A 19,281-nucleotide genomic window follows, 5' to 3' on the forward strand; every position below is an offset into this window, starting at 1 on the left:
TTCCTCGGGCTTGAGTGCGCTGCAGCGATTTGATGTGCGCAGCACAGCACAAGCTTATGCCGCCCCATGCGTCGATTGTCCAGTATTTCCCGTTTCGGTCTTTGCTATTTCAGCTTCATGCTGAAACCAAAATGCCGTTTATCGAACCCTAGCCGCTCATAGAAGCGGTGAGCATCGAGCCGCATCATGTTCGATCCCAGTTCAATGGTTTTGACGCCACGCTCGCGCGCGGCCTCGATGCAATAGCGGATCATGATCGCGCCAATGCCGCGCCCCCGCATATCGGCGCGGGTCTGCACCGCCTCAATCCTCATCGAAACGGCGCCGCGACCGACGAGTTTAGTCGAGATCGCGGTCTGAAACGTACCAACGATTTCACCCTCCAGCTCGGCCATATAAAGAGTCTCGTTGGGTGAAGCTTCGATGGCGTGAAATGCAGCCAGATAATCCGGGATTGCGGATGTATCCACAGTGTCGCCGTGGCCACCCAAATCGTCCGCCGCAAACATCGCGACGGCAGCAGGAAGATCAGTTTCTCGCGCAAAACGTATGATGAGCTGATCGAGCGTTGCGGTCATCGCGTCAGCGTCTTTTCCATCGCGATTCCCGGCAACCCGGCAACGCCTGCCATCCGCTCGACACGATCAACCTCGACGAACCCCAATCCTTCATAGAACGAAATCGCGGCGGTGTTTTTAGGCTCGACTTCCAGGCGCATGATTTCGGCGTCGGGAAAACACGTCTCAAGCTCTGCAAAAATATCGCGCCCCACGCCTTGCCGCTGAAAATGCGGATCGACATAGAGCTGGTGTAGCAAGGCGGTTTTCGACATCTTGGCTGACATGGCAGCGTAGCCCATGCCACCAATGCGCTTGCCGTCGTCCGCGACCAGAAACTCACCTCCCTTTTTCTGGACGCGCTCTTTCATCGCTGCCGGAGAATGCCATTGGGTGATCAACTCACTGACCCGAGGCGCTCCATAGATCGCATCGAAGGTGGCGTGCCACGTGCGCGCCAAAAGCGCCCTCACCGGCTCGATATCGCGTTCACTGGCGGTGCGAATGAAGAACACCATGTTGACTCCGTCTCAGAATAGAAAAGCCGGGAGAAATCCCGGCAGTGTCGATACTCGACGTCATCCTCGACTTAACCGAGGATGACGGACGAAAGGGTTTCGGGCGTTCTCATCTGCTCGATAAGATTGCCCAACAGGCGAGCCCTACTCTTCGATACCCAACTTTGCTTTCACGAGTTCCTGCACGGCCTGCGGGTTTGCCTTGCCGCCGGTTGCCTTCATAACCTGACCGACGAACCAGCCGGCCAATGTCGGCTTTGCCTTGACCTTCTCGACCTGATCCGGGTTGGCAGCGATGATCTCATCCACTGCCTTTTCAATGGCGCCCGTATCCGTGACCTGCTTCATACCTCTGGCATCGACGATCTGCGCCGGGTTGCCGCCCTCGTTCCAGACGATTTCGAACAGGTCCTTGGCGATCTTGCCGGAAATCGTGTTGGCTTTGATGAGATCGATGATGCCGCCGAGCTGATCGGCAGAGACTGGCGTCTCTTCGATGCCCTTGCCGGACTTGTTCAATGCACCCAGCAGGTCGTTGATCACCCAGTTTGCAGCGATCTTGCCATCCCGGCCTTCGGCGACCAGCTCGTAGTAATCGGCGATCGCCTTTTCCGAAACAAGGATGGACGCATCATAGACGGACAGCCCAAGCTCGCTGACGAACCGCGCCTTTTTGTCGTCAGGCAGTTCCGGGAGGTCCTTGCTCATCTCTGCGATAAAGGCATCGTCGAATTCCAACGGCAGCAAATCAGGGTCCGGGAAGTAGCGATAATCATGCGCGTCTTCCTTGGAGCGCATGGAACGCGTCTCGCCCTTGCCGGGATCAAACAAGCGGGTTTCCTGATCGATACTGCCACCGTCTTCCAGAATAGCGACCTGACGGCGGGCCTCATATTCGATGGCCTGACCGATAAAGCGGATGGAGTTGACGTTCTTGATTTCGCAACGCGTGCCGAACTCGCCGCCCGGCTTGCGCACGGACACGTTCACGTCCGCACGCATGGAGCCTTCGTCCATGTTGCCATCGCAGGTGCCGAGATAGCGCACGATGGAGCGCAGCTTCGTCATGTAGGCTTTCGCCTCGTCAGACGACCGCATATCGGGCTTGGAAACGATTTCCATCAGCGCCACGCCCGAACGGTTCAAGTCGACGTAGGACATGGTCGGATGCTGGTCGTGCATCGACTTGCCCGCATCCTGCTCCAGATGCAGACGCTCGATACCGATTTCGATGTCTTCGAAGTTACCCTGACGATCCGGCCCGAGCGAAATGATGATCTTGCCCTCGCCGACAATCGGGTCCTTGAACTGAGAGATCTGGTAACCCTGCGGCAGGTCGGGGTAGAAATAGTTCTTGCGGTCGAAGATCGAGCGCTTGTTGATTTGCGCCTTCAGGCCAAGACCCGTGCGCACAGCCTGCGCCACGCATTCCTCGTTGATCACGGGCAACATGCCTGGCATGGCCGCATCCACCAGCGAAACATTGGAGTTTGGCGCGTTGCCAAAAGTGGTGGACGCGCCGGAAAACAGCTTGGAATTGGAGAGGACCTGCGCGTGAACCTCCATACCGATGACGATTTCCCAATCACCGGTCGCGCCGGGAATAAAGCGTTTCGGGTCTGGTGTGCGCACGTCTACAAGGGTCATATCAAGCTCTTAATATACGGAATTTCTGTCTATGGTGAGGTAGAACAATTGGCACCGTGGCGCAAGGCTTGTCGCACTGAAGGCGGAAAGCGCGAGATTCGATGGGAGTTGAATACAGAACTTTCACAATTTTCAACTTCACTCAGGATATGATGATCCTCGTCTCGGCCCTTGCGGCATATCTCACCTTCAATATCATCGTCTTTCTGATTTATGGCTGGGACAAGAAAGCAGCCAGAAGCGGTGAATGGCGCATGAGTGAGAGCGTGTTGTTGTGGCTCGCGTTTCTGGGCGGCAGTCTGGGCGCGGTTCTGGCGCAACAGCTGCTGCGTCATAAAACCCGCAAACAGCCCTTCCGAACCTATTTGGTCTCGGTCATCATTCTGCAAATCGTTCTGTGTGGCTCTCTGATCATCATGCCACATTGGCTCGAATCGGTACTCGGCGCTGTGCATTAAAATCCGAAGCCGTAACCGTCGATTTCCATATCAAGAAGTTGCTTTTGCAGGCCCACGGACTGGACTTCGCGATCCAGCTTCGTGGAATAGGTCATCGAAAGCCAATTGACGCGGTACCCGTGTTTGCGAAAAAAAGAAACAGCCTGATCGTTTTGCGCATGACTTTCCAGCTTAGCGACAGGCGAGCCACGAACCACGATTTGCCGTTCGACTTCGTCCAAAAGAGCCGCACCCACGCCTTGGCGTTGATAGATTGGGTCGATCCAGAAATCTGTGATCGTCTCGTCAAAATTTTCGCGCGCTGCCCAACCAACGACAACACTGGCCGCCTCCGCCAAAGTGATGCAACGCCATGACGAATGGGCGAAATTCTCGAAAGATGCTCGCGCGTTGTCACGCAGGACGTCCGTTATGCCAATCGCCGATGCAGCGTTTGCCCACGCCCGCAGCCCAATGGCAGCAAGCACGGCTGCGTCTCCCTCCCGAGCTGCTCGGATACTGAGCAAAAAGCGTCTCCATCTGTTGTCCGACCATAAAACTCGATCCCATGCAAAAAGCCACCGCCTTGTGGCGATGGCTTCTTAAGGATCCAGACACTATCGCAGAGATCAGGTCCGTTCGATACGGATGACCTGCGGTTCATTGACCAGATATTTTTCGCTCTTGATGGCTTTGACAGCCTTGCGGATCGCATCTTCCATCGTCGCATGCGTGACGAGAATGATGGTCTGCGGCCCGCCTTCGGTGTGGACACGCGAATGCTGGACGATGGATTCCAGCGAGATATTGTTTTCCGCCATGCGCGTCGCGATGCTGGCGAAAACGCCGGCCTTGTCCTTCACCGTCAAACGAATGAAATATCCGCCCTCGTGGCTTTTCATCTTGGCACGACGGTATTCGGTCAGCGACTTCGCCGGGCGGCCGAGGACGGGCACCTGCTGAACGCCAGGACGGCTCTTGGCAATATCGGCGATATCACCCAGCACGGCAGACGCCGTGGCATTGCCGCCTGCCCCTGGACCAACCATCAGCAACTCGCCCAGAATATCCGATTCGACAGCCACGGCGTTGGTGACGCCATCGACCTGCGCAATAACGGAGTCCAATGGCACCATGGTGGGATGCACGCGCTGCTCGATGCCGGATTCTGTAACATGCGCCACGCCGAGAAGCTTGATGCGATAACCGAGATCGGCAGCCGCCTGAATATCCTCGATGGTGATGTTGGAAATGCCTTCGAGATAGATGTCATCGGCCGAAATCTTGGAGCCGAAGGCCAGCGTCGTCAGGATCGCAAGCTTGTGCGCGGTGTCATTGCCTTCGATGTCAAAGGCAGGATCGGCCTCGGCATAGCCCAGACGCTGGGCTTCCTTCAAGCACGCCTCGAAAGACAGGCCTTCCTTTTCCATCTTGGTCAGGATGTAATTGCACGTGCCATTCATGATCCCGTAAATGCGCGACACATGGTTGCCGGTGAGCGATTCGCGCAAAGCCTTGATGATGGGGATGCCACCGGCCACAGCTGCTTCGAAGTTGAGCAGCGCGCCCTTCTCTTCCGCCATCACGGCAAGCTCGACACCGTGTTTGGCCAGCAGTGCCTTGTTGGCTGTTACGACATGGATGCCGCGCGCCAAGGCGGCCCGAACGGCCTTCTCGGCAGCACCCGAGGCGCCTCCGACCAGTTCCACCAGAACATCGATCTCAGCTTTTTTTGCCATGTCTTCGGGCGTATCGAACCAGGTAATACCGGCAAGATCCAGGCCGCGATCGCGCGAACGGTCGCGTGCACTAACGGCGATAATCTCGATTGCGCGTCCGCAGGTAATCGCAAGTTCCTTGCTTCTCTGCTGGAGGATGCGCACGAGCGAAGAGCCGACAGTGCCGAGTCCCGCTATGCCGATTCTCAATGAATCTGCCATTGGTATATTCCTGATTTGCTGACGTGAAGAGGTGGCCTGAACCGGCCACCCGGTTGGGTGCCCTTAACGATGGGCGTTGAGCGAAACGACGTTGTGCAATGTATCGTCCGCAGTCGACAGGAAGCGCTTCAAATTGCGCGCCGCCTGACGAATTCGATGCTCGTTTTCCACCAGCGCGAGGCGAACGTAGTCGTCGCCCATTTCGCCGAAGCCGACGCCGGGAGCAACCGCGATATCGGCCTTCTCTACCAGGAGCTTGGAAAACTCGAGAGAGCCGAGATGACGGAATTTTTCCGGGATTTTCGCCCATGCGAACATGGTAGCGGCCGGAGGTGGAACCTCGAAACCGGCCTTCCCGAACGTATCGACCATCACATCGCGGCGACGACGATAGACACTGCGCACTTCCGCGATATCGGAACCATCGCCATTGAGCGCGTGGGTTGCCGCAACCTGGATGGGCGTGAACGCGCCGTAGTCGAGATAGGATTTCACGCGCGTCAAAGCCGAAATCAGACGCTCGTTGCCAACGGCAAAGCCCATACGCCAACCAGGCATCGAGAACGTCTTGGACATGGAGGTGAACTCCACGGCGACATCCATGGCACCCGGCACTTCCAAAACGGATGGTGGCGGGTTCTTGTCGTCGAAGTAGATTTCGGAATATGCCAGGTCCGACAACACGATCAGATCATGCTTCTTGGCGAACGCGATGATGTCCTTGTAGAAATCCAGCGAAGCAACATGCGCGGTCGGGTTCGACGGATAATTGATGATCAGCGCCAGCGGCTTTGGAATGGAGTGGCGTACGGCACGCTCCAGCGGTCCGAAGAAGGTTTCGTCCGGCTCGACATTCATCGAGCGGATAACGCCGCCAGCCATGAGAAAGCCGAAGGCGTGGATCGGATAGGTCGGGTTCGGGCACAGAATGACATCGCCCGGTGCCGTGATGGCCTGTGCCATGTTGGCAAAGCCTTCCTTCGAACCGAGCGTGGCAACGACCTGCGTGTCCGGGTTGAGCTTTACGCCAAAGCGGCGGGCGTAATAGCCAGCCTGAGCACGACGAAGGCCGGGAATACCCTTGGACGAAGAATAACGGTGCGTGCGTGGATCTTGAACGACCTCGCACAGCTTATCGACAATGGCCTTTGGCGTTGGAAGGTCTGGATTGCCCATACCAAGGTCGATGATGTCGGCTCCACCCGCTCGCGCGCTCGCTTTCAAACGGTTGACCTGTTCGAACACGTATTGCGGCAGACGCTTGACCTTGTGAAACTCTTCCATCTTTTCCTCATGGACGTGAACCGAAAAACCAGATCACAAAACTTCGTTGTTTGGTTCCAAATACAGCCGACGCGAACAGATCGGGCCCGTATAGATTAAGTGTAACGCATGTGCTGAAAAACACGAATGGGTTTTCCAGCACTCGAGACAGGCAGTAAAATCAACGCAACTCTAGCAAAACTTGCATAACGCGAGTTCTTTCAAAAATGCAAGGCGAGCGTCCGCATTACGTGGCGCGGCTTACCAATCAGCCGGGCTCACCGTGCACGATCGTCGATCGAATCACAGAAAGCACGCCGTCAGGCTTGATATTGGTGCACACCAACTGGCTTGAATGCCCATCCCAGCTTCCGGGTGGAAATCCGACGCCATCCGGTTTCTGGATGGTCTGCCCATCGGCGATGCCGCCACAGACGACGCGGACAGGCCCGCTGCGGGTCTCGAAGAGTTCCGGATTGGTCAGATAGACGCAGGCACAGCTGTCATGGACCACCATCCCGTCGCCAGTGCGTTGATTGTAAAACTCGATGTAAAACTGAGAGATATCCGACAAAAGCCGAACGGGTGCCCCGCCCTCCCTCGCCATCTCATCCATAAACTTCGATGTCATAACGGTTCGCGTGGTCACATCGAGGCCAACGATGATCACCGGCCAAGGCGCGGTAAAAACAACGTCTGCCGCTTCCGGATCGCCATGAATATTGGCTTCAGCGGCAGGGCTGACATTGCCATTAACGTCGAACGCACCACCCATGACGATGACATTCTTGACCAGAGCGGCAATATCAGGGTCTTCGCGCAGCGCTAGCGCGAGGTTGGTCATACGGCCAACAGCAATCAACGTCACCTCACCAGGGTTCGCCTTGACCGTATCGATGATGAAATGATGGGCCGAACGTGGATCCAGCGGCAGATCGATGGTTTCGGGAACGCCGATGTTGCCAAGGCCATCCTCGCCATGAATGAATGTCGGCCAGTGCCCCTCAGGGCGGGATGGGTCGAAGGTGACGCCAGCGCCCTTTGCAACAGGTGCTGTCATGCCCCATTGCTGCTTGAGGAACAATGCATTTCGAGTGGTAATGTCGAGCGGCGCGTTGCCAAACACGGTTGTGACACCGATCAGGTCGATATCCGGATGGCGATGCAAAAACAACAGCGCCATCGCGTCGTCTATGCCGGGGTCCGTGTCGAAAATTACCTTATGCATGCCATGTCCTCAAATTGTAATGCAGGCGGAATCGCCCAAACAATGGCGAAGCAGCGCGCGCACCATAAACGCCCGTACGAAGGACGCAATGCCTCTGGAGTTGCGACGGAAACCGTTGCAAAGGTTGCCATTCAGTGACACAGAGCCATCATTCAATTCATCCCTTCGTGGAATGCTCCCTTGCACGACATCGCCCTTCAGCTTTTTCTTATCCTCTTTCTCGTCGCCATTTTTGCCGGTTTCGTTGATTCCATCGCAGGCGGCGGCGGGTTGATCGTTTTGCCGGCCATGCTGATTATGGGTGTTCCACCCCTTGACGCGCTGGGAACGAACAAGTTGCAAGCCCAATTCGGCTCGGCCTCAGCGACGATTGCCTATGCGCGAAACGGCCATGTGGACCTCAAAAAACAGTTTCCGATGGCGTCCATGGCGTTCGTCGGCGGTATTCTGGGTGCCCTAACGGCTTCCTATGTGCCTCCCGATATCTTGCGCGGCATCATGCCGTTTCTGCTCATTGCAATCGCGATCTATTTCGCATTCAAGCCCAACCTCAGCGATATCGACAGCCACCGCAGGATCACGCCTTTTCTATTTGGGCTCACCGCTGTTCCGCTGGTCGGCTTTTATGACGGAATTTTCGGGCCGGGCGCCGGCTCGTTCTATATGCTGGCTTTTGTCTGGCTCGCCGGTTTTGGAATGTTGAAGGCGACGGCACATACCAAGCTTTTGAACCTGGGCTCAAACTTCGGCAGTTTCCTCGTCTTTACAGTCAATGGCGCGATCATGTGGAAACTGGGCGTCGTCATGGGGATCGGCCAGTTTATTGGCGCCCAACTGGGTTCGCGTCTGGCCATGAGGAACGGAGCAAAGGTCATACGGCCCCTGCTGGTGATTTCATGCATAGCCATGGCCACGAAGCTGTTGATAGACGCCGGTGCAGTCGCGTGGGTTCGCACGGCGCTATCCGGTCTAACGGCAGGCTGAAGGATATCAGTTGTACTCTAACAGAGCGTCGGCCCTGATATCCTGGAGAACGACGACCGCGCCAAATACCTCGTTATTGACACCTCGCAATGGCGTCATACGGCAGCGCGTCGAGAAATTGTCGAAAATGCGATGACCATGGTGAATGTAGTCCACAGTTGCGCCGTCGAAGCATCGGTCGAACTCTGCTTTCGCCATCTTGTTGAAGCTGTCTTCGCCGATCAACTCGGAGACATGGCACCCAATCAGTGACAATGGTGTCCGCTTCAGGAAACTTGCATTCGCCTGGTTGGCATAGAGGTAACGATAATCCCGCGTGATGACGCCAACCCGATCCGGCAGGCAATCGAGAATCGCCTCGTTGAACAGCGGCTGCTCGGGCGCATCAAGGACCAGCGACTTTTTGCCCGATCCTGTTTGTGAAAAGCCGTTCTGATCTGCAGTGCCGCGCTGAAAATAACGATCGATCAGCATCGACATCGCTACACTGCGACGCGTGACCATCGAACGATCCTCCGCCTCCTCGCGAATAAGGCCGTTGAGGAACTGCAATTGCATATGCGCATCTTCACGCGTTTCGGCGCGAAAATTGAGAATGTCGGCGATGAGGGGCTCGAGTTCCTTGTCGAGCACACGCACGAGATCGTCACAACCACTGGCGACGGCCTGCTTCAACTGCATGCATTTCAATGAAAAAGCAGCGAAAAATTCTTGCAGTTGAGCCTCCATGTCCATAACTCCACTTCTATCCCTAGCCGCGTCTTCTCACCGAAAACGTCTCAGAAATAACAGATCATTGCCATTGACAAATGATCTGCGCACCGACTTTCGAAGACGCAGGGCAATATATCCGCAAGAGATAACAACGCACCGAGTTAAAATTCTCAATGCCGAACAACTTGAACACTATCAGCGCTCAGTTGGTCAACACACTAGATTTCACCTACGATCGGATGACTTCGATTAAAATTTATTATAGGAATATCACGGTAGAAGCTGCATTCAATCAGCGAAAATAATTTTCACAAAGGCAGCTTAAATACTGAGAAGAATTTTAATATATACTCAAAAAAAGAATATTTATTTTAACTTATATATCATAATATTTACGTCGAACAACAAAATAGCTCGATGCGTCAAATGAGAAAAAAATTAGAATAGAGTTTTAGGGCCAAATAGCTATGTCAAAAGACATAGCGATTTGTATCATGCGACCGCTCGAGTCCTACGGTCAGCCAGTTCCTTGACGACGATAATTGCGCCGACCAGCTTGTAGGACGGCGAATAGCACGGAGACATCTCGTAAGAGCGCACCACCGTGGAGCCTTCGATGTCTTCTGCATACGTGTATTTCGCAGCTTCCCCTTTAAAGCAAGCATCGAGCTTTTCGCGCAGAGCCTGCTGAAAATGTCGAATGCCGATGAATTCCGCGATGTGCTTGCCAACCATATCGTCGGTTTTTACATCGTAGCAGAGCGCATTGACGGCATTGGTGTAATTAATGCGGTAACCAGGAGATACAACGAAAACCCGCTCATTGAGATCGTCCAACCGGTCCTCGTCCAAAATGACATATGGACTCCAGCTTGCCGACTCTCCGTCTGGTGTCACACCATCATAGGGCAAACCAGCGCCGATATATCGATCGACCAGACGACGGAGCAACTCCGAATTGCGCTGGACGCATCCGGTGTCCTCGGCCTCGGCGTTCAAAAGATCAATCGCGAAGCGAAACTGTTCGAGAACCTGGGTTGAGTTCTTCGTCTTTTTGCTGGTGATATTTTCCAATAGCGAATCGAGTTCGCGGTCTAGGAACAGCACTTTTTGGGCTTCATTGCGCTCGATGGCGCCCTTAAGCTCCGTGTATCGTTGCCAGAACAAGTCAATCAACGCTTTCAACTCAAACCCCTCCCGGATGACTGTTCGGCACTCGCACGTTCAAATACTCTCAGGCCCAGCGGCGTAGTCCACATCATGATGTCATCCTGGAGTGACGTGACTTGGAACAGTCTACCCACGCAAACTGGCGACAAAATAACACACGCAGAAGGTCTTTAACAAATCCCATAAATTGTGAAGAACAATATACATTCACAATCCTGAGGCGATAATCGCCGGGAATGCAAACAACACCCGAAATCTACTCTTTAAGAGTGCCTTTGATGTGCCAGCGATCATGATACCACAGCCATTGACCGGGATATTCACGCACCCAACTCTCCACCTTGTCATTGAGCAACTGAGCAGTCGCACGCACATCGACATTGCCCTTCTCGTCGTGTGGAATTTCGACCTTGGGCTCGATTTCCAGACGGTATCGATTGTCCGGCAACCGGATGCAACGGGCCGGAAATACATCGCAACCAAATTGGCGCACAAGCTTTGCCAGCAACGGGTTGGTCAGCACGTCATGACCGAAGAATTGCGTCGGCAGGCCTTTTTTGAACTTCTGATCCACCAAAACGCCGATGCCACCGCCCTTTTCCAACTGGCGTGCAAGCGCAAAGGAAGATCCGGCATGAGATGGCACGAGATTGCCCATACGCTCCTTGCGGAAATCGAAAATGCGCTTGGCAACGTAAGGATTGTTCGGCGGACGAAACAACACCGTCACATCCAGACCGTAAGCAGATCCCGCTACGGGTAAAAGCTCGAAATTACCGGTATGTGCCGTGAACACGATGAACGGTCGCGGGTGGTCACGAAGTTCCAGAAACGTCTCCGTTCCGATAACCTCGACACGACCTGGTTCACTTTTCGTCGGATCGAAATCGAACAACCTGTCCAGAAAGACGTATTCAGCCGCCAACCGGCCCATATTGCCCCAGCTATCCAATGCGATCTCCAGATGTTCCTCTTGGGTTTTCTCTGGGTAGGCACGTGCCAGATTGTAGAGCATCAGCTTGTGACGAGGCGTTTTAGGACCGATCTTGCGGGCAAGCTTATCTGCAAACCGGATGGCCGGATCGGCCGGCAAGAGCTTCAAAAGGTTCAGCACGCTGAACGCGATCGTCGCATTCAGCCACTGGCGAAAGTTTTCGAGCGCCAGCACGACGCGCGTAATCAACATTTTCAAAAGGATCAATCCATCCGTAGGACGATTTTGCCGAAGACCTGACGGCTTTCCATCCGCTCCAGCGCCATCTCGATAGTATCGAAGGTTACTTCGGTATCGATGACCGGATGCACAAGGCCCCTCGCCATTTTCTGCATGGCATTCGCCATGTTTTCCATGCGACAACCGAATGAACCGAGCAACTTCAGCTGCTGCTGGAACAGCATCATCAGATTGATTTCAGCCGAAACGCCCGATGTGGAGCCGCAGGTTACAAGGCGTCCACCGCGCTTCAGGCAGAACATAGAACCCGCCCAGGTGTCTTTTCCGACATGTTCGAAAACGACATCGACGCCCTTCTTCTTCGTCAGCTTGCGAACGACGCCTTCAAAACGGTCGATGCGGTAGTTGATGACGTGATCTGCACCCAATGCCTTGGCGCGCTCGATCTTGTCATCGGAACCGACCGTGGTGATGACAATGCATCCCATTTTCTTGGCAAGCTGAATGGCAGCCGAGCCGATGCCAGAACCACCCGCATGAATGAGGATCGTTTCACCCGGCTGAAGCTTGGCGTTGTCGAACAGCATATGCTCGACGGTGCCGAAGGTCACAGGCGCAAGAGCCGCCGCGACCGCGTCAATGCCGGGCGGTGCGAGAACGAGCTGACGTGCGGGAATATTGATCTTTTCCTGCGCAAAACCATCCAGATGGAAGCCGTGAACACCACCCACGTTTTCGCAGAGATTGTCGCGACCAGCCACGCAATGGTGACATCGCCCGCAGGTGCGCGCGCCATAAATGGACACGAGTTGACCCGGCAGCACGTTCGAGACGCCAGGACCGATGGCTTCGACGACACCAGAAGCTTCCGCGCCGATGGTCAAAGGCATCTTGCGCTTGGCAAATGCCATGCCACGCCAGCCCCAGACATCGATGTGGTTCAACGCCACAGCCTTGACCCGGAGTGTGACTTCGCCGGGGGCTGGTGCCTCAGGCTCTGGCAGTTCCACTCTTTCAAGCTTACGATCATCAACGAGTTGCAAAGCGCGCATAGTAAAAGTCCTTCGCCCGAAGGCGCGATAGATTTTGGTGTGGTGAACCGCTTAAGCCGGTTCCCGCGTCATGACAAGGCTTGCGTTCTGGCCGCCGAAACCGAAGGAATTGGAAAGCACGGCGGTGACATCCGCATCGCGCTTAACATTCGGCACCACGTCCAGCGCAATCGTCGGATCAGGGTTGGTGTAGTTGATGGTCGGTGGAACGGTACCGGTCAGCATGGTTTGCAACGAGAACACCGCTTCCACGGCACCTGCGGCTGTCAATGTGTGACCGATCATCGACTTGTTGGAAGAAACAGGGATGGACTTCAACCCTTCGCCGAACACCGCAAGCATGGAACCATATTCCATCTTGTCGTTCTCAGGCGTCGATGTGCCGTGCGCATTGATGTAGTTGATATCGCCTTCGGCTACGCCCGCATCCGCGAGCGCCGCACGAATGCTCGCGATCGCAGGACCGCCATCTGGCGAAGAGCGTGTCCGGTGAAAGCTGTCAGCCTTTTCGCCAGCACCCTTGATGATGCCGAGAATCTTTGCGCCGCGAGCAACAGCAGTCTCAAGTGATTCCAGCACCAGTGTTGCGGCACCTTCGGCAATCACGAAACCATCGCGATCCTTGCTGAACGGCTTGGATGCTTTTTCCGGTGGGTCGTTCTGCGTGGAAAGCGCTGATAGCAGCGAGAAGCGGATCAGCGCCTCGGCGCTGACCGAACCATCCGTTGCAACAGTGAGCGCGCGGTCCGTACGCCCCTGGCGGATGGCTTCGACGCCAAGCTGAATGGCAGTGGCACCGGAGGCGCAGGCCGTGGACAGAGTAACAGGAAGTCCGCGCGTTCCGAAAAGGTCTGCGAGGCGCTCCGAGATCGCACCAAAGAGAGCTGCTTCCTGAAACGCCGGATCTGGCCTTTCACGCAACGCTGCCATAAAGCGGTCATAGGCATCGCCGGGCTTTGTCGCAGGCGGCGACCGGTCGCCGAGTTCAAAACGGGCGCTCCATTCCGGTTCGATGGGCGGTGCTGCCAGAAACAGCGGGCCGTTGAAATCACCCGAAAGACCAGCCTGCGCCAGCGCTTCGATGGTGGTTTCGCGCGCAAAGGCAAAGGAACGTTCGACAGAATTGGGCTTGGGTATCTCGATGAAATCGACTGTGCCGCAAATCCTGGTGGAAAGATTGTCGGTGGGGAAACGGGTGATCTTGTGAATGCCCGACTTGCCGGAAGTCAGCGCCGCCCAGTTGTCATCAAGCCCTTGGCCCAACGAGGTGAGAATGCCCATGCCTGTAACGGCGACGATGGGACGACCGAGGTGATCCCTGAAACTGCTGGATGCCATGGTGTCTACTCCTCACACATCTTTGGAAAGCACGGCAACGCCTTCGCCGCGAACATGGCCAACTGTCGTCACCACAGCCTGTGCTGCGGCAGATGTCATCGGCTTTTCAATTGAACCATCAAAAGCCGGAACCTTCGCATCAGCCTTGAGGGCAAGAGCAGCAAGCGCCAGCCCCAGCGGGAACTGCGCCTCAAGTCCATGGCCGGTGACACCACCAAAACCACGAACGGCGGCATTGGGCAGCGCCTTTTGAAGAACAGCGGCTTCGCGATCCGTTATGGCATCGTGACCGCTTGCACCGGAAAAGACGACGGTGTCAGCTGCGTCGGTCGCTGACGCAAGAAGCCGCTCCAGTCTCTGCTCGAACTTGCCGTCTTCACGCGCACCGCGATCACCTTCGATGCCGTCGATACGCGCATAGACCTTAGCGCCGCGTGCTTCTGCGCGCTTGCGTGATTCGAGAACGAGGAACGCGCCGACCGAGCCCGTGATCATGCCACCGCCTTCACCGTCAGCGCGTGACCATAGCGGCTGCCATTCACCTTGCGCATGTGCACCGATGGCCTCGAACAGCAGCGTCATATCGGGACGTTCCGCAGCAAAGGCACCACCGACAAGCGCATGGCTCGATTCACCGGAGCGGATGCGGTGAAACGCTGTCTCCACCGCAGAAATACCAGCCGCTTCCTCACCCATGAATGTCCGCGATGATCCCGTCACCTTGTGGACAATGGAAATGTTGCCAGCCATCAGGTTGGAAAGCTGCGCCAGAAACAGCGTCGGCCGCAATTCGGTCGTCAGCTTTTCGTTGAGCATCACTTCGCGGTCGTTACGCTTCAACCCTTCGTCCACAATCAATGTATCCACATTGATGTCACGCTCGCCGCCACCAGCGGCCACGATCATGTCCATGGTTCCACAGGCTTCCGCGTCGTCTTTCAGACCTGCGTCGTCCAGAGCAAGACCCGCAGCGAAGACACCGAGGCGCTGCCAGTTTTCCATCTGACGCTGGTCCTTACGCCCGATCTGGCTCGACCAGTCGATCTCCGGAAGCGGATGGATAGGATACGGCGCGAATTTTTCCGTTTCGATAATCGCGTCAGGCGCAGCGCTTGCGGACAGCAGCGCAATATGAGCGTCGATACCGACACCATGACAGGTCACGATACCGACACCGGTAATTACCACATCATTGTCAGACTTCATCATCTGTCATCCTTCATCGCTGCCGGTCGTAGAGCAAAACAGGCCAGCTATCAAAGCGGTAAAAACCGCGCGTGCCATGCGGAATAATGCTCAGGATGCGGCTTTGCAATGGCGAAGGCCCAAAGAGCCAACGCATTGCATGGATTTTCATCTTTTAAATGTCAGAAAAGACAGCTCAAACTGATTGATCGGCTGCTATGGCGGCCATCAGGCCAATCTCTTCAGCGCGCTTCTTGACGATCGGTCCTAGCGGAATGTCGCTAAACGGCATGGTGCGCAGCTTCAACTGCGCATCGCAGACTTTTTTGCCAGCGGAGGTGATTTTAGCCTTGGTCACGGCAAAGCCCGAACCATCATGCTCTAGATAGGCTTCGATATCGAGGACAGCGTTCGGCTCCACGAAGGTGCGCATCTTCGCGCCATCGACCGTCATCAGGAACGGCATGGCCGCAAAATCGGTCATCGCCAGAACGAGCATGCCCGACGCTTGTGCCATGGTCTCGATGAGAAGAACACCAGGCACCAGCGGCATGCCAGGAAAATGACCCTCGAACACCGGGCTCTGGTCAGGCACGACCGAACGCGCCTTCAAAATCCGCGCCGACCTGTCGATGGACTCGATGCGGTCGACCATCTGGAAATATTCGAGAAGCATGTTTTGCCCATAAGAAGTTCGAGAATGCGGATGAGTTTGGGATTGCTTTACAGCACAGCCAAAAAGCAGAAGCCCGCCTCACCGGCGGGCGGACATTGGAAACAACGCCGTGCCGCCCTCTCCGTCATCCTCGGGGTTCTCCCGAGGATCCAATCAGGCCGCAACAAGCGGATCCGGTGCAGATGCTCGGGACAAGCCCGAGCATAACGGAGGGTTTGGTGGGCCTCATCGGCTGCTAGGCACGCACGTAAGCGAGCCTATCAAATCAGCCCTTGGCTGCTTTCAACTCGTCAATCTTCGCACAGAGGTTCTTCAGAACGAAGTATTCCTCGGTCGAAACCTTGCCTTCGTTGACTTCCTGCGTCCACTGCTCGAGCGGGATCTTGATACCGAATTCCTTGTCGATCGCGAAAACGATATCCAGGAAGTCGAGGCTGTCGATGCCGAGATCGTCGATCGTGTGGCTTTCCGGCGTAATGGTTTCGCGATCGATCTCGCTGGTATCAGCGATAATGTCTGCAACCTTGTCGAATGTAGCTGTCACGCCCATAATCCTTCGTGTGTCCTATGTATGACGCACCACATAGGCAAGTTGGGCAAAAAAGCCAATGGTCTCCTGGAAGATCATTGAATTTTCAAAGCAAAGTGTTGCCGAAACAGCAACGGAATGCCTGATCCAACGTTCAAACGTTACATCACACCGTGTTGTATCGATGACGGGAGCACGCACGCGGTCGTCCAATGCGATGGTTCGATACCGGTGATCAGCGGGCGTGTCCGGTATGGCTGATCGTCACCGTCGGGGCTTTTGCCTGAGCAGGGTTGAACAGCGCAGCTGCAAAAATCACACAAACAAAAAAGCACTTCATCTCACGCTCTCCGGCGCTTAACGGACGTTGTTGTCCCTAAGCCGGATCATATCGCGGTTTTGCATCTTTCCGCTTAAGGAAAGCGGTTAGCTGATTGTATCTCGAACACATAAAATGGCGGCCAAGCTGGCTACCAAGCGTTAACCAGACGATTATTGCGAAGCAGCCGGTGTCGAAGTCGGCTGTTGCTGCTGCTGCAATGCCCGAAGTTCAGCGACCTTACGCTTGTATTCCGACTCGGAAATCTGCCCCCGACTGCGGGCAGCGCCCAGTTTGGTCATGGAGGCTTGCATGGAATCGGCTTCGGTATTTTCCATCTGCGGCAGGGCGGCGGTCATTGGCTTTGCAAACGTCGGATAGATGCCGGTGTCGCGCTTTTGCGCCATGGGAGACGCATCCACTGTCTGTGGGCCGACCACCTGCGGTTTGGGGTGCGGCATGTTCGCTGGCGAAAGAACTGGCGCCAGTGGTTTGCAGGCGCCGAGCAGCGGCAAGAGGATGCCGCAAACCGACAGGATCGTTGCCGCTCTTACGCATTCCATACGTTTGCCCATTCCAATATCCCGCCTGTAGCCGTATTACTCGATCTCTGAACGCCGTATGCTGAGCGCCTCTGTCGCTGGAACTTGTATTCGTTTTCATGCAGAATGTGCAAACACAAAAATGCGCGAGAGGACAATGGATGGCAGGCACTGATGGCGGCGTGAACGACGAGGAGGAGAAGCCCCGTGGCTTCGATCCCAAATCAGCAGACGCTTACATGGTGCGCGACCCACAGGCCTTTGCCGTGAACGTGGCGAAAGCCTTGGAAAATCTCGGCAAGGCAGCATCCGAATGGCTGGCACCACGGGAACGTGGTGACATTCCGCAGACGACCGCCAGCCCTATGAGCGATCTGATCCAGACACTTTCCGATGTTGCCGAATACTGGATGGCAGAGCCGAACCGCTCGATCGAAGCGCAGACGCATCTTCTATCAAGCTATTTCGACATTTGGCAGAAGTCAGTTTCGCAATTTTCCAGCGAATCCACGGACGCTGGGATACAGTCCGACAACAAGCGCAAGCACAAGCGCTTTGCCGACGAGGACTGGCAGGCAAATCCGTTTTTCGATGCCCTGCAGAAGGTCTATTTCGTCACTGTCAGTTGGGCAGACCGCATGGTGACGGAAGCAGAAGGACTGGATGAAAAAACGCGCCAGAAAGCGCGGTTTTACATGCGGCAGGTAACGGAAGCGATTTCGCCGGCCAATTTCGCTTTCACGAACCCGCAGGTCTTTCGCGAAACAGTGGCCACCAGCGGTGCCAATCTGGTCAAGGGCATGGCCCAGCTTGCCGAAGACATGGCGGCGGGTAACGGCAACATCAAATTGCGCCAGACCGATTACAGCAAATTCGTCATCGGTCAGAATATCGCCGTCACCCCCGGCAAGGTCATCGCCCGCAGCGACCTGTGCGAAGTCATTCAATATGCGCCGTCCACCGAAAAGGTGCTGAAACGACCGCTACTGATCATCCCTCCGTGGATCAACAAGTTCTACATCCTGGATCTGAACGCCCGGAAATCCTTCGTCAAATGGTGCGTCGATCAAGGCCACAGCGTATTCGTGATCTCCTGGGTTAACCCCGATGCGCGCCATGCCACCAAGGGCTGGGACCACTACACGCGTGAAGGCATAGATTTCGCGCTTGATACCATTGAAAAGGCAACCGGTGAGAAACAGATCAATGCTGTCGGATATTGCATCGGTGGAACGCTGCTTTCCTCCACGCTGGCACTGCATGCGCAGGAGAAAAACAAACGTATCCGCTCGGCGACGCTACTGGCCGCACAAACGGATTTTACCCATGCGGGCGATCTGAAGGTCTTCGTAGACGAGCAGCAACTGGCCACACTCGACGCCCATATGAAGGCGGTCGGTTACCTCGACGGCGCGATCATGGCGAGCGTCTTCAATATGCTTCGCGCATCCGATCTGATCTGGCCCTACGTGGTGGATAATTATCTGCGGGGTGCCCAGCCGCCGCCCTTCGATCTGCTGTACTGGAACTCTGATTCGACCCGCGTTGCGGCCTCAAACCATTCGTTTTACCTCCGCAACTGTTATCTGGAAAACAATCTCGCCGAAGGTCGTATGCAGGTCGCGGGCAAGGTGGTCAATTTGAAAGACATCGAAATCCCGGTCTACGATCTGGCCACCCGCGAAGACCACATCGCGCCCGCCAAGTCCGTCTTTACGGGCGCTGCGTGTTTCGGTGGCCCGGTGGAATTCGTGCTCAGCGCCTCCGGTCATATCGCAGGTGTCGTTAATCCACCTGAGATGGACAAATACGAATATTGGACAGGCGCATCACCGGATGGTGACTTCGAGCAATGGCAAAAGTCGGCTACCGTGCAAAACGGATCGTGGTGGCCGCATTGGCAAAGCTGGATCAAGGGTGAGGACAAGCGAAAAGTGGCTGCCCGTGTTCCCGGCGAAAAAATGGAGCCGCTTTGCGATGCGCCCGGAACCTATGTGCTTGAATAAGC

The 19,281-nt window shown here is 55.5% G+C and carries 19 protein-coding genes; 3 read left to right on the plus strand and 16 right to left on the minus strand.

The window, feature by feature from the left end; translation table 11 throughout:
* Window positions 1–104: 104 nt before the first annotated feature.
* The 3 genes from RMR21_RS07620 to gatB all read right to left on the minus strand — a co-directional run bounded on the left by RMR21_RS07620 (window position 105) and on the right by gatB (window position 2,722).
* Window positions 105–578: a GNAT family N-acetyltransferase gene (locus RMR21_RS07620; RefSeq protein ID WP_498670046.1), complete on the minus strand. Its 474-nt coding sequence runs from the start codon at window positions 576–578 to the stop codon at window positions 105–107.
* Complete coding sequence (locus RMR21_RS07625; RefSeq protein WP_498670109.1) at window positions 575–1,072, minus strand: GNAT family N-acetyltransferase; 498 nt, start codon at window positions 1,070–1,072, stop codon at window positions 575–577. Before RMR21_RS07625 ends, RMR21_RS07620 begins: the two co-directional genes overlap by 4 nt.
* Before the next feature lie 147 nt (window positions 1,073–1,219).
* Window positions 1,220–2,722, minus strand: a complete 1,503-nt coding sequence (gene gatB / locus RMR21_RS07630; protein WP_498670047.1) for an Asp-tRNA(Asn)/Glu-tRNA(Gln) amidotransferase subunit GatB — start codon at window positions 2,720–2,722, stop codon at window positions 1,220–1,222.
* A gap of 101 nt (window positions 2,723–2,823) precedes the next feature.
* Here gatB and RMR21_RS07635 point away from each other — a divergent pair, with 101 nt between their 5' ends.
* The gene (locus RMR21_RS07635; protein ID WP_498670048.1) at window positions 2,824–3,180 is read left to right on the plus strand and encodes a DUF1294 domain-containing protein; all 357 of its coding nucleotides are present in this window, start codon (window positions 2,824–2,826) and stop codon (window positions 3,178–3,180) included.
* Here RMR21_RS07635 and RMR21_RS07640 read toward each other — a convergent pair.
* The 4 genes from RMR21_RS07640 to RMR21_RS07655 all read right to left on the minus strand — a co-directional run bounded on the left by RMR21_RS07640 (window position 3,177) and on the right by RMR21_RS07655 (window position 7,590).
* Window positions 3,177–3,686 (minus strand): GNAT family N-acetyltransferase, encoded by a 510-nt coding sequence (locus RMR21_RS07640; RefSeq protein WP_498670049.1) that lies wholly within the window; start codon window positions 3,684–3,686, stop codon window positions 3,177–3,179. The genes RMR21_RS07635 and RMR21_RS07640 overlap by 4 nt on opposite strands.
* A gap of 102 nt (window positions 3,687–3,788) precedes the next feature.
* Window positions 3,789–5,099: a homoserine dehydrogenase gene (locus tag RMR21_RS07645; RefSeq protein ID WP_498670050.1), complete on the minus strand. Its 1,311-nt coding sequence runs from the start codon at window positions 5,097–5,099 to the stop codon at window positions 3,789–3,791.
* Window positions 5,100–5,162: 63 nt separating this feature from the next.
* Entirely contained in the window at window positions 5,163–6,383 is a 1,221-nt protein-coding gene (locus RMR21_RS07650) for an LL-diaminopimelate aminotransferase (RefSeq protein WP_498670051.1), read from the minus strand.
* Window positions 6,384–6,630: 247 nt separating this feature from the next.
* Complete coding sequence (locus RMR21_RS07655; RefSeq protein ID WP_498670052.1) at window positions 6,631–7,590, minus strand: nucleoside hydrolase; 960 nt, start codon at window positions 7,588–7,590, stop codon at window positions 6,631–6,633.
* A 180-nt stretch (window positions 7,591–7,770) separates the two neighbouring features.
* Between RMR21_RS07655 and RMR21_RS07660 the strand changes: the two genes are divergently transcribed.
* Window positions 7,771–8,574: a TSUP family transporter gene (locus RMR21_RS07660; RefSeq protein ID WP_498670055.1), complete on the plus strand. Its 804-nt coding sequence runs from the start codon at window positions 7,771–7,773 to the stop codon at window positions 8,572–8,574.
* 6 nt (window positions 8,575–8,580) lie between these two features.
* Here the strand turns inward: RMR21_RS07660 and RMR21_RS07665 are convergent, their stop codons facing one another.
* The 9 genes from RMR21_RS07665 to RMR21_RS07705 form a co-directional block, all read right to left on the minus strand.
* Window positions 8,581–9,303, minus strand: a complete 723-nt coding sequence (locus tag RMR21_RS07665) for a PAS domain-containing protein (protein ID WP_498670056.1) — start codon at window positions 9,301–9,303, stop codon at window positions 8,581–8,583.
* A gap of 477 nt (window positions 9,304–9,780) precedes the next feature.
* A complete protein-coding gene (locus RMR21_RS07670) occupies window positions 9,781–10,473 on the minus strand; it encodes a hypothetical protein (protein ID WP_498670059.1) in 693 nt (230 codons plus the stop codon).
* A gap of 241 nt (window positions 10,474–10,714) precedes the next feature.
* Window positions 10,715–11,644 (minus strand): lipid A biosynthesis lauroyl acyltransferase, encoded by a 930-nt coding sequence (locus RMR21_RS07675; RefSeq protein WP_498670110.1) that lies wholly within the window; start codon window positions 11,642–11,644, stop codon window positions 10,715–10,717.
* A gap of 11 nt (window positions 11,645–11,655) precedes the next feature.
* Entirely contained in the window at window positions 11,656–12,684 is a 1,029-nt protein-coding gene (locus RMR21_RS07680) for a zinc-binding dehydrogenase (protein WP_498667296.1), read from the minus strand.
* A gap of 51 nt (window positions 12,685–12,735) precedes the next feature.
* The gene (locus RMR21_RS07685; RefSeq protein WP_498667297.1) at window positions 12,736–14,022 is read right to left on the minus strand and encodes a beta-ketoacyl-ACP synthase; all 1,287 of its coding nucleotides are present in this window, start codon (window positions 14,020–14,022) and stop codon (window positions 12,736–12,738) included.
* Between the two features lie 12 nt (window positions 14,023–14,034).
* The gene (locus RMR21_RS07690) at window positions 14,035–15,231 is read right to left on the minus strand and encodes a beta-ketoacyl-ACP synthase (protein ID WP_498667298.1); all 1,197 of its coding nucleotides are present in this window, start codon (window positions 15,229–15,231) and stop codon (window positions 14,035–14,037) included.
* Between the two features lie 172 nt (window positions 15,232–15,403).
* Window positions 15,404–15,883: a 3-hydroxyacyl-ACP dehydratase FabZ family protein gene (locus tag RMR21_RS07695; protein ID WP_498667299.1), complete on the minus strand. Its 480-nt coding sequence runs from the start codon at window positions 15,881–15,883 to the stop codon at window positions 15,404–15,406.
* A gap of 265 nt (window positions 15,884–16,148) precedes the next feature.
* The gene (locus RMR21_RS07700) at window positions 16,149–16,433 is read right to left on the minus strand and encodes an acyl carrier protein (protein ID WP_103088466.1); all 285 of its coding nucleotides are present in this window, start codon (window positions 16,431–16,433) and stop codon (window positions 16,149–16,151) included.
* 471 nt (window positions 16,434–16,904) lie between these two features.
* A complete protein-coding gene (locus RMR21_RS07705) occupies window positions 16,905–17,306 on the minus strand; it encodes a hypothetical protein (RefSeq protein WP_498667301.1) in 402 nt (133 codons plus the stop codon).
* 128 nt (window positions 17,307–17,434) lie between these two features.
* On the opposite strand from RMR21_RS07705, the gene RMR21_RS07710 reads away from it, so the two are divergent.
* A complete protein-coding gene (locus RMR21_RS07710; protein WP_498667303.1) occupies window positions 17,435–19,279 on the plus strand; it encodes a PHA/PHB synthase family protein in 1,845 nt (614 codons plus the stop codon).
* The last annotated feature ends 2 nt before the right edge of the window (window positions 19,280–19,281 follow it).

Source organism: Agrobacterium sp. rho-8.1 (assembly GCF_033957725.1).
Taxonomy (GTDB): Bacteria; Pseudomonadota; Alphaproteobacteria; order Rhizobiales; family Rhizobiaceae; genus Agrobacterium.

Excerpts from the sequence above, each read along its gene's own strand:
- RMR21_RS07620 (WP_498670046.1), bottom strand. The coding sequence starts at position 578 with ATGACCGCAACGCTCGATCAGCTCATCATACGTTTTGCGCGAGAAACT.
- RMR21_RS07680 (WP_498667296.1), bottom strand. The coding sequence starts at position 12,684 with ATGCGCGCTTTGCAACTCGTTGATGATCGTAAGCTTGAAAGAGTGGAA.
- RMR21_RS07635 (WP_498670048.1), top strand. The coding sequence starts at position 2,824 with ATGGGAGTTGAATACAGAACTTTCACAATTTTCAACTTCACTCAGGAT.
- RMR21_RS07645 (WP_498670050.1), bottom strand. The coding sequence starts at position 5,099 with ATGGCAGATTCATTGAGAATCGGCATAGCGGGACTCGGCACTGTCGGC.
- RMR21_RS07685 (WP_498667297.1), bottom strand. The coding sequence starts at position 14,022 with ATGGCATCCAGCAGTTTCAGGGATCACCTCGGTCGTCCCATCGTCGCC.
- RMR21_RS07665 (WP_498670056.1), bottom strand. The coding sequence starts at position 9,303 with ATGGAGGCTCAACTGCAAGAATTTTTCGCTGCTTTTTCATTGAAATGC.
- RMR21_RS07705 (WP_498667301.1), bottom strand. The coding sequence starts at position 17,306 with ATGGGCAAACGTATGGAATGCGTAAGAGCGGCAACGATCCTGTCGGTT.
- RMR21_RS07700 (WP_103088466.1), bottom strand. The coding sequence starts at position 16,433 with ATGGGCGTGACAGCTACATTCGACAAGGTTGCAGACATTATCGCTGAT.
- gatB (WP_498670047.1), bottom strand. The coding sequence starts at position 2,722 with ATGACCCTTGTAGACGTGCGCACACCAGACCCGAAACGCTTTATTCCC.
- RMR21_RS07650 (WP_498670051.1), bottom strand. The coding sequence starts at position 6,383 with ATGGAAGAGTTTCACAAGGTCAAGCGTCTGCCGCAATACGTGTTCGAA.
- RMR21_RS07655 (WP_498670052.1), bottom strand. The coding sequence starts at position 7,590 with ATGCATAAGGTAATTTTCGACACGGACCCCGGCATAGACGACGCGATG.
- RMR21_RS07690 (WP_498667298.1), bottom strand. The coding sequence starts at position 15,231 with ATGATGAAGTCTGACAATGATGTGGTAATTACCGGTGTCGGTATCGTG.
- RMR21_RS07675 (WP_498670110.1), bottom strand. The coding sequence starts at position 11,644 with ATGTTGATTACGCGCGTCGTGCTGGCGCTCGAAAACTTTCGCCAGTGG.
- RMR21_RS07695 (WP_498667299.1), bottom strand. The coding sequence starts at position 15,883 with ATGCTTCTCGAATATTTCCAGATGGTCGACCGCATCGAGTCCATCGAC.
- RMR21_RS07710 (WP_498667303.1), top strand. The coding sequence starts at position 17,435 with ATGGCAGGCACTGATGGCGGCGTGAACGACGAGGAGGAGAAGCCCCGT.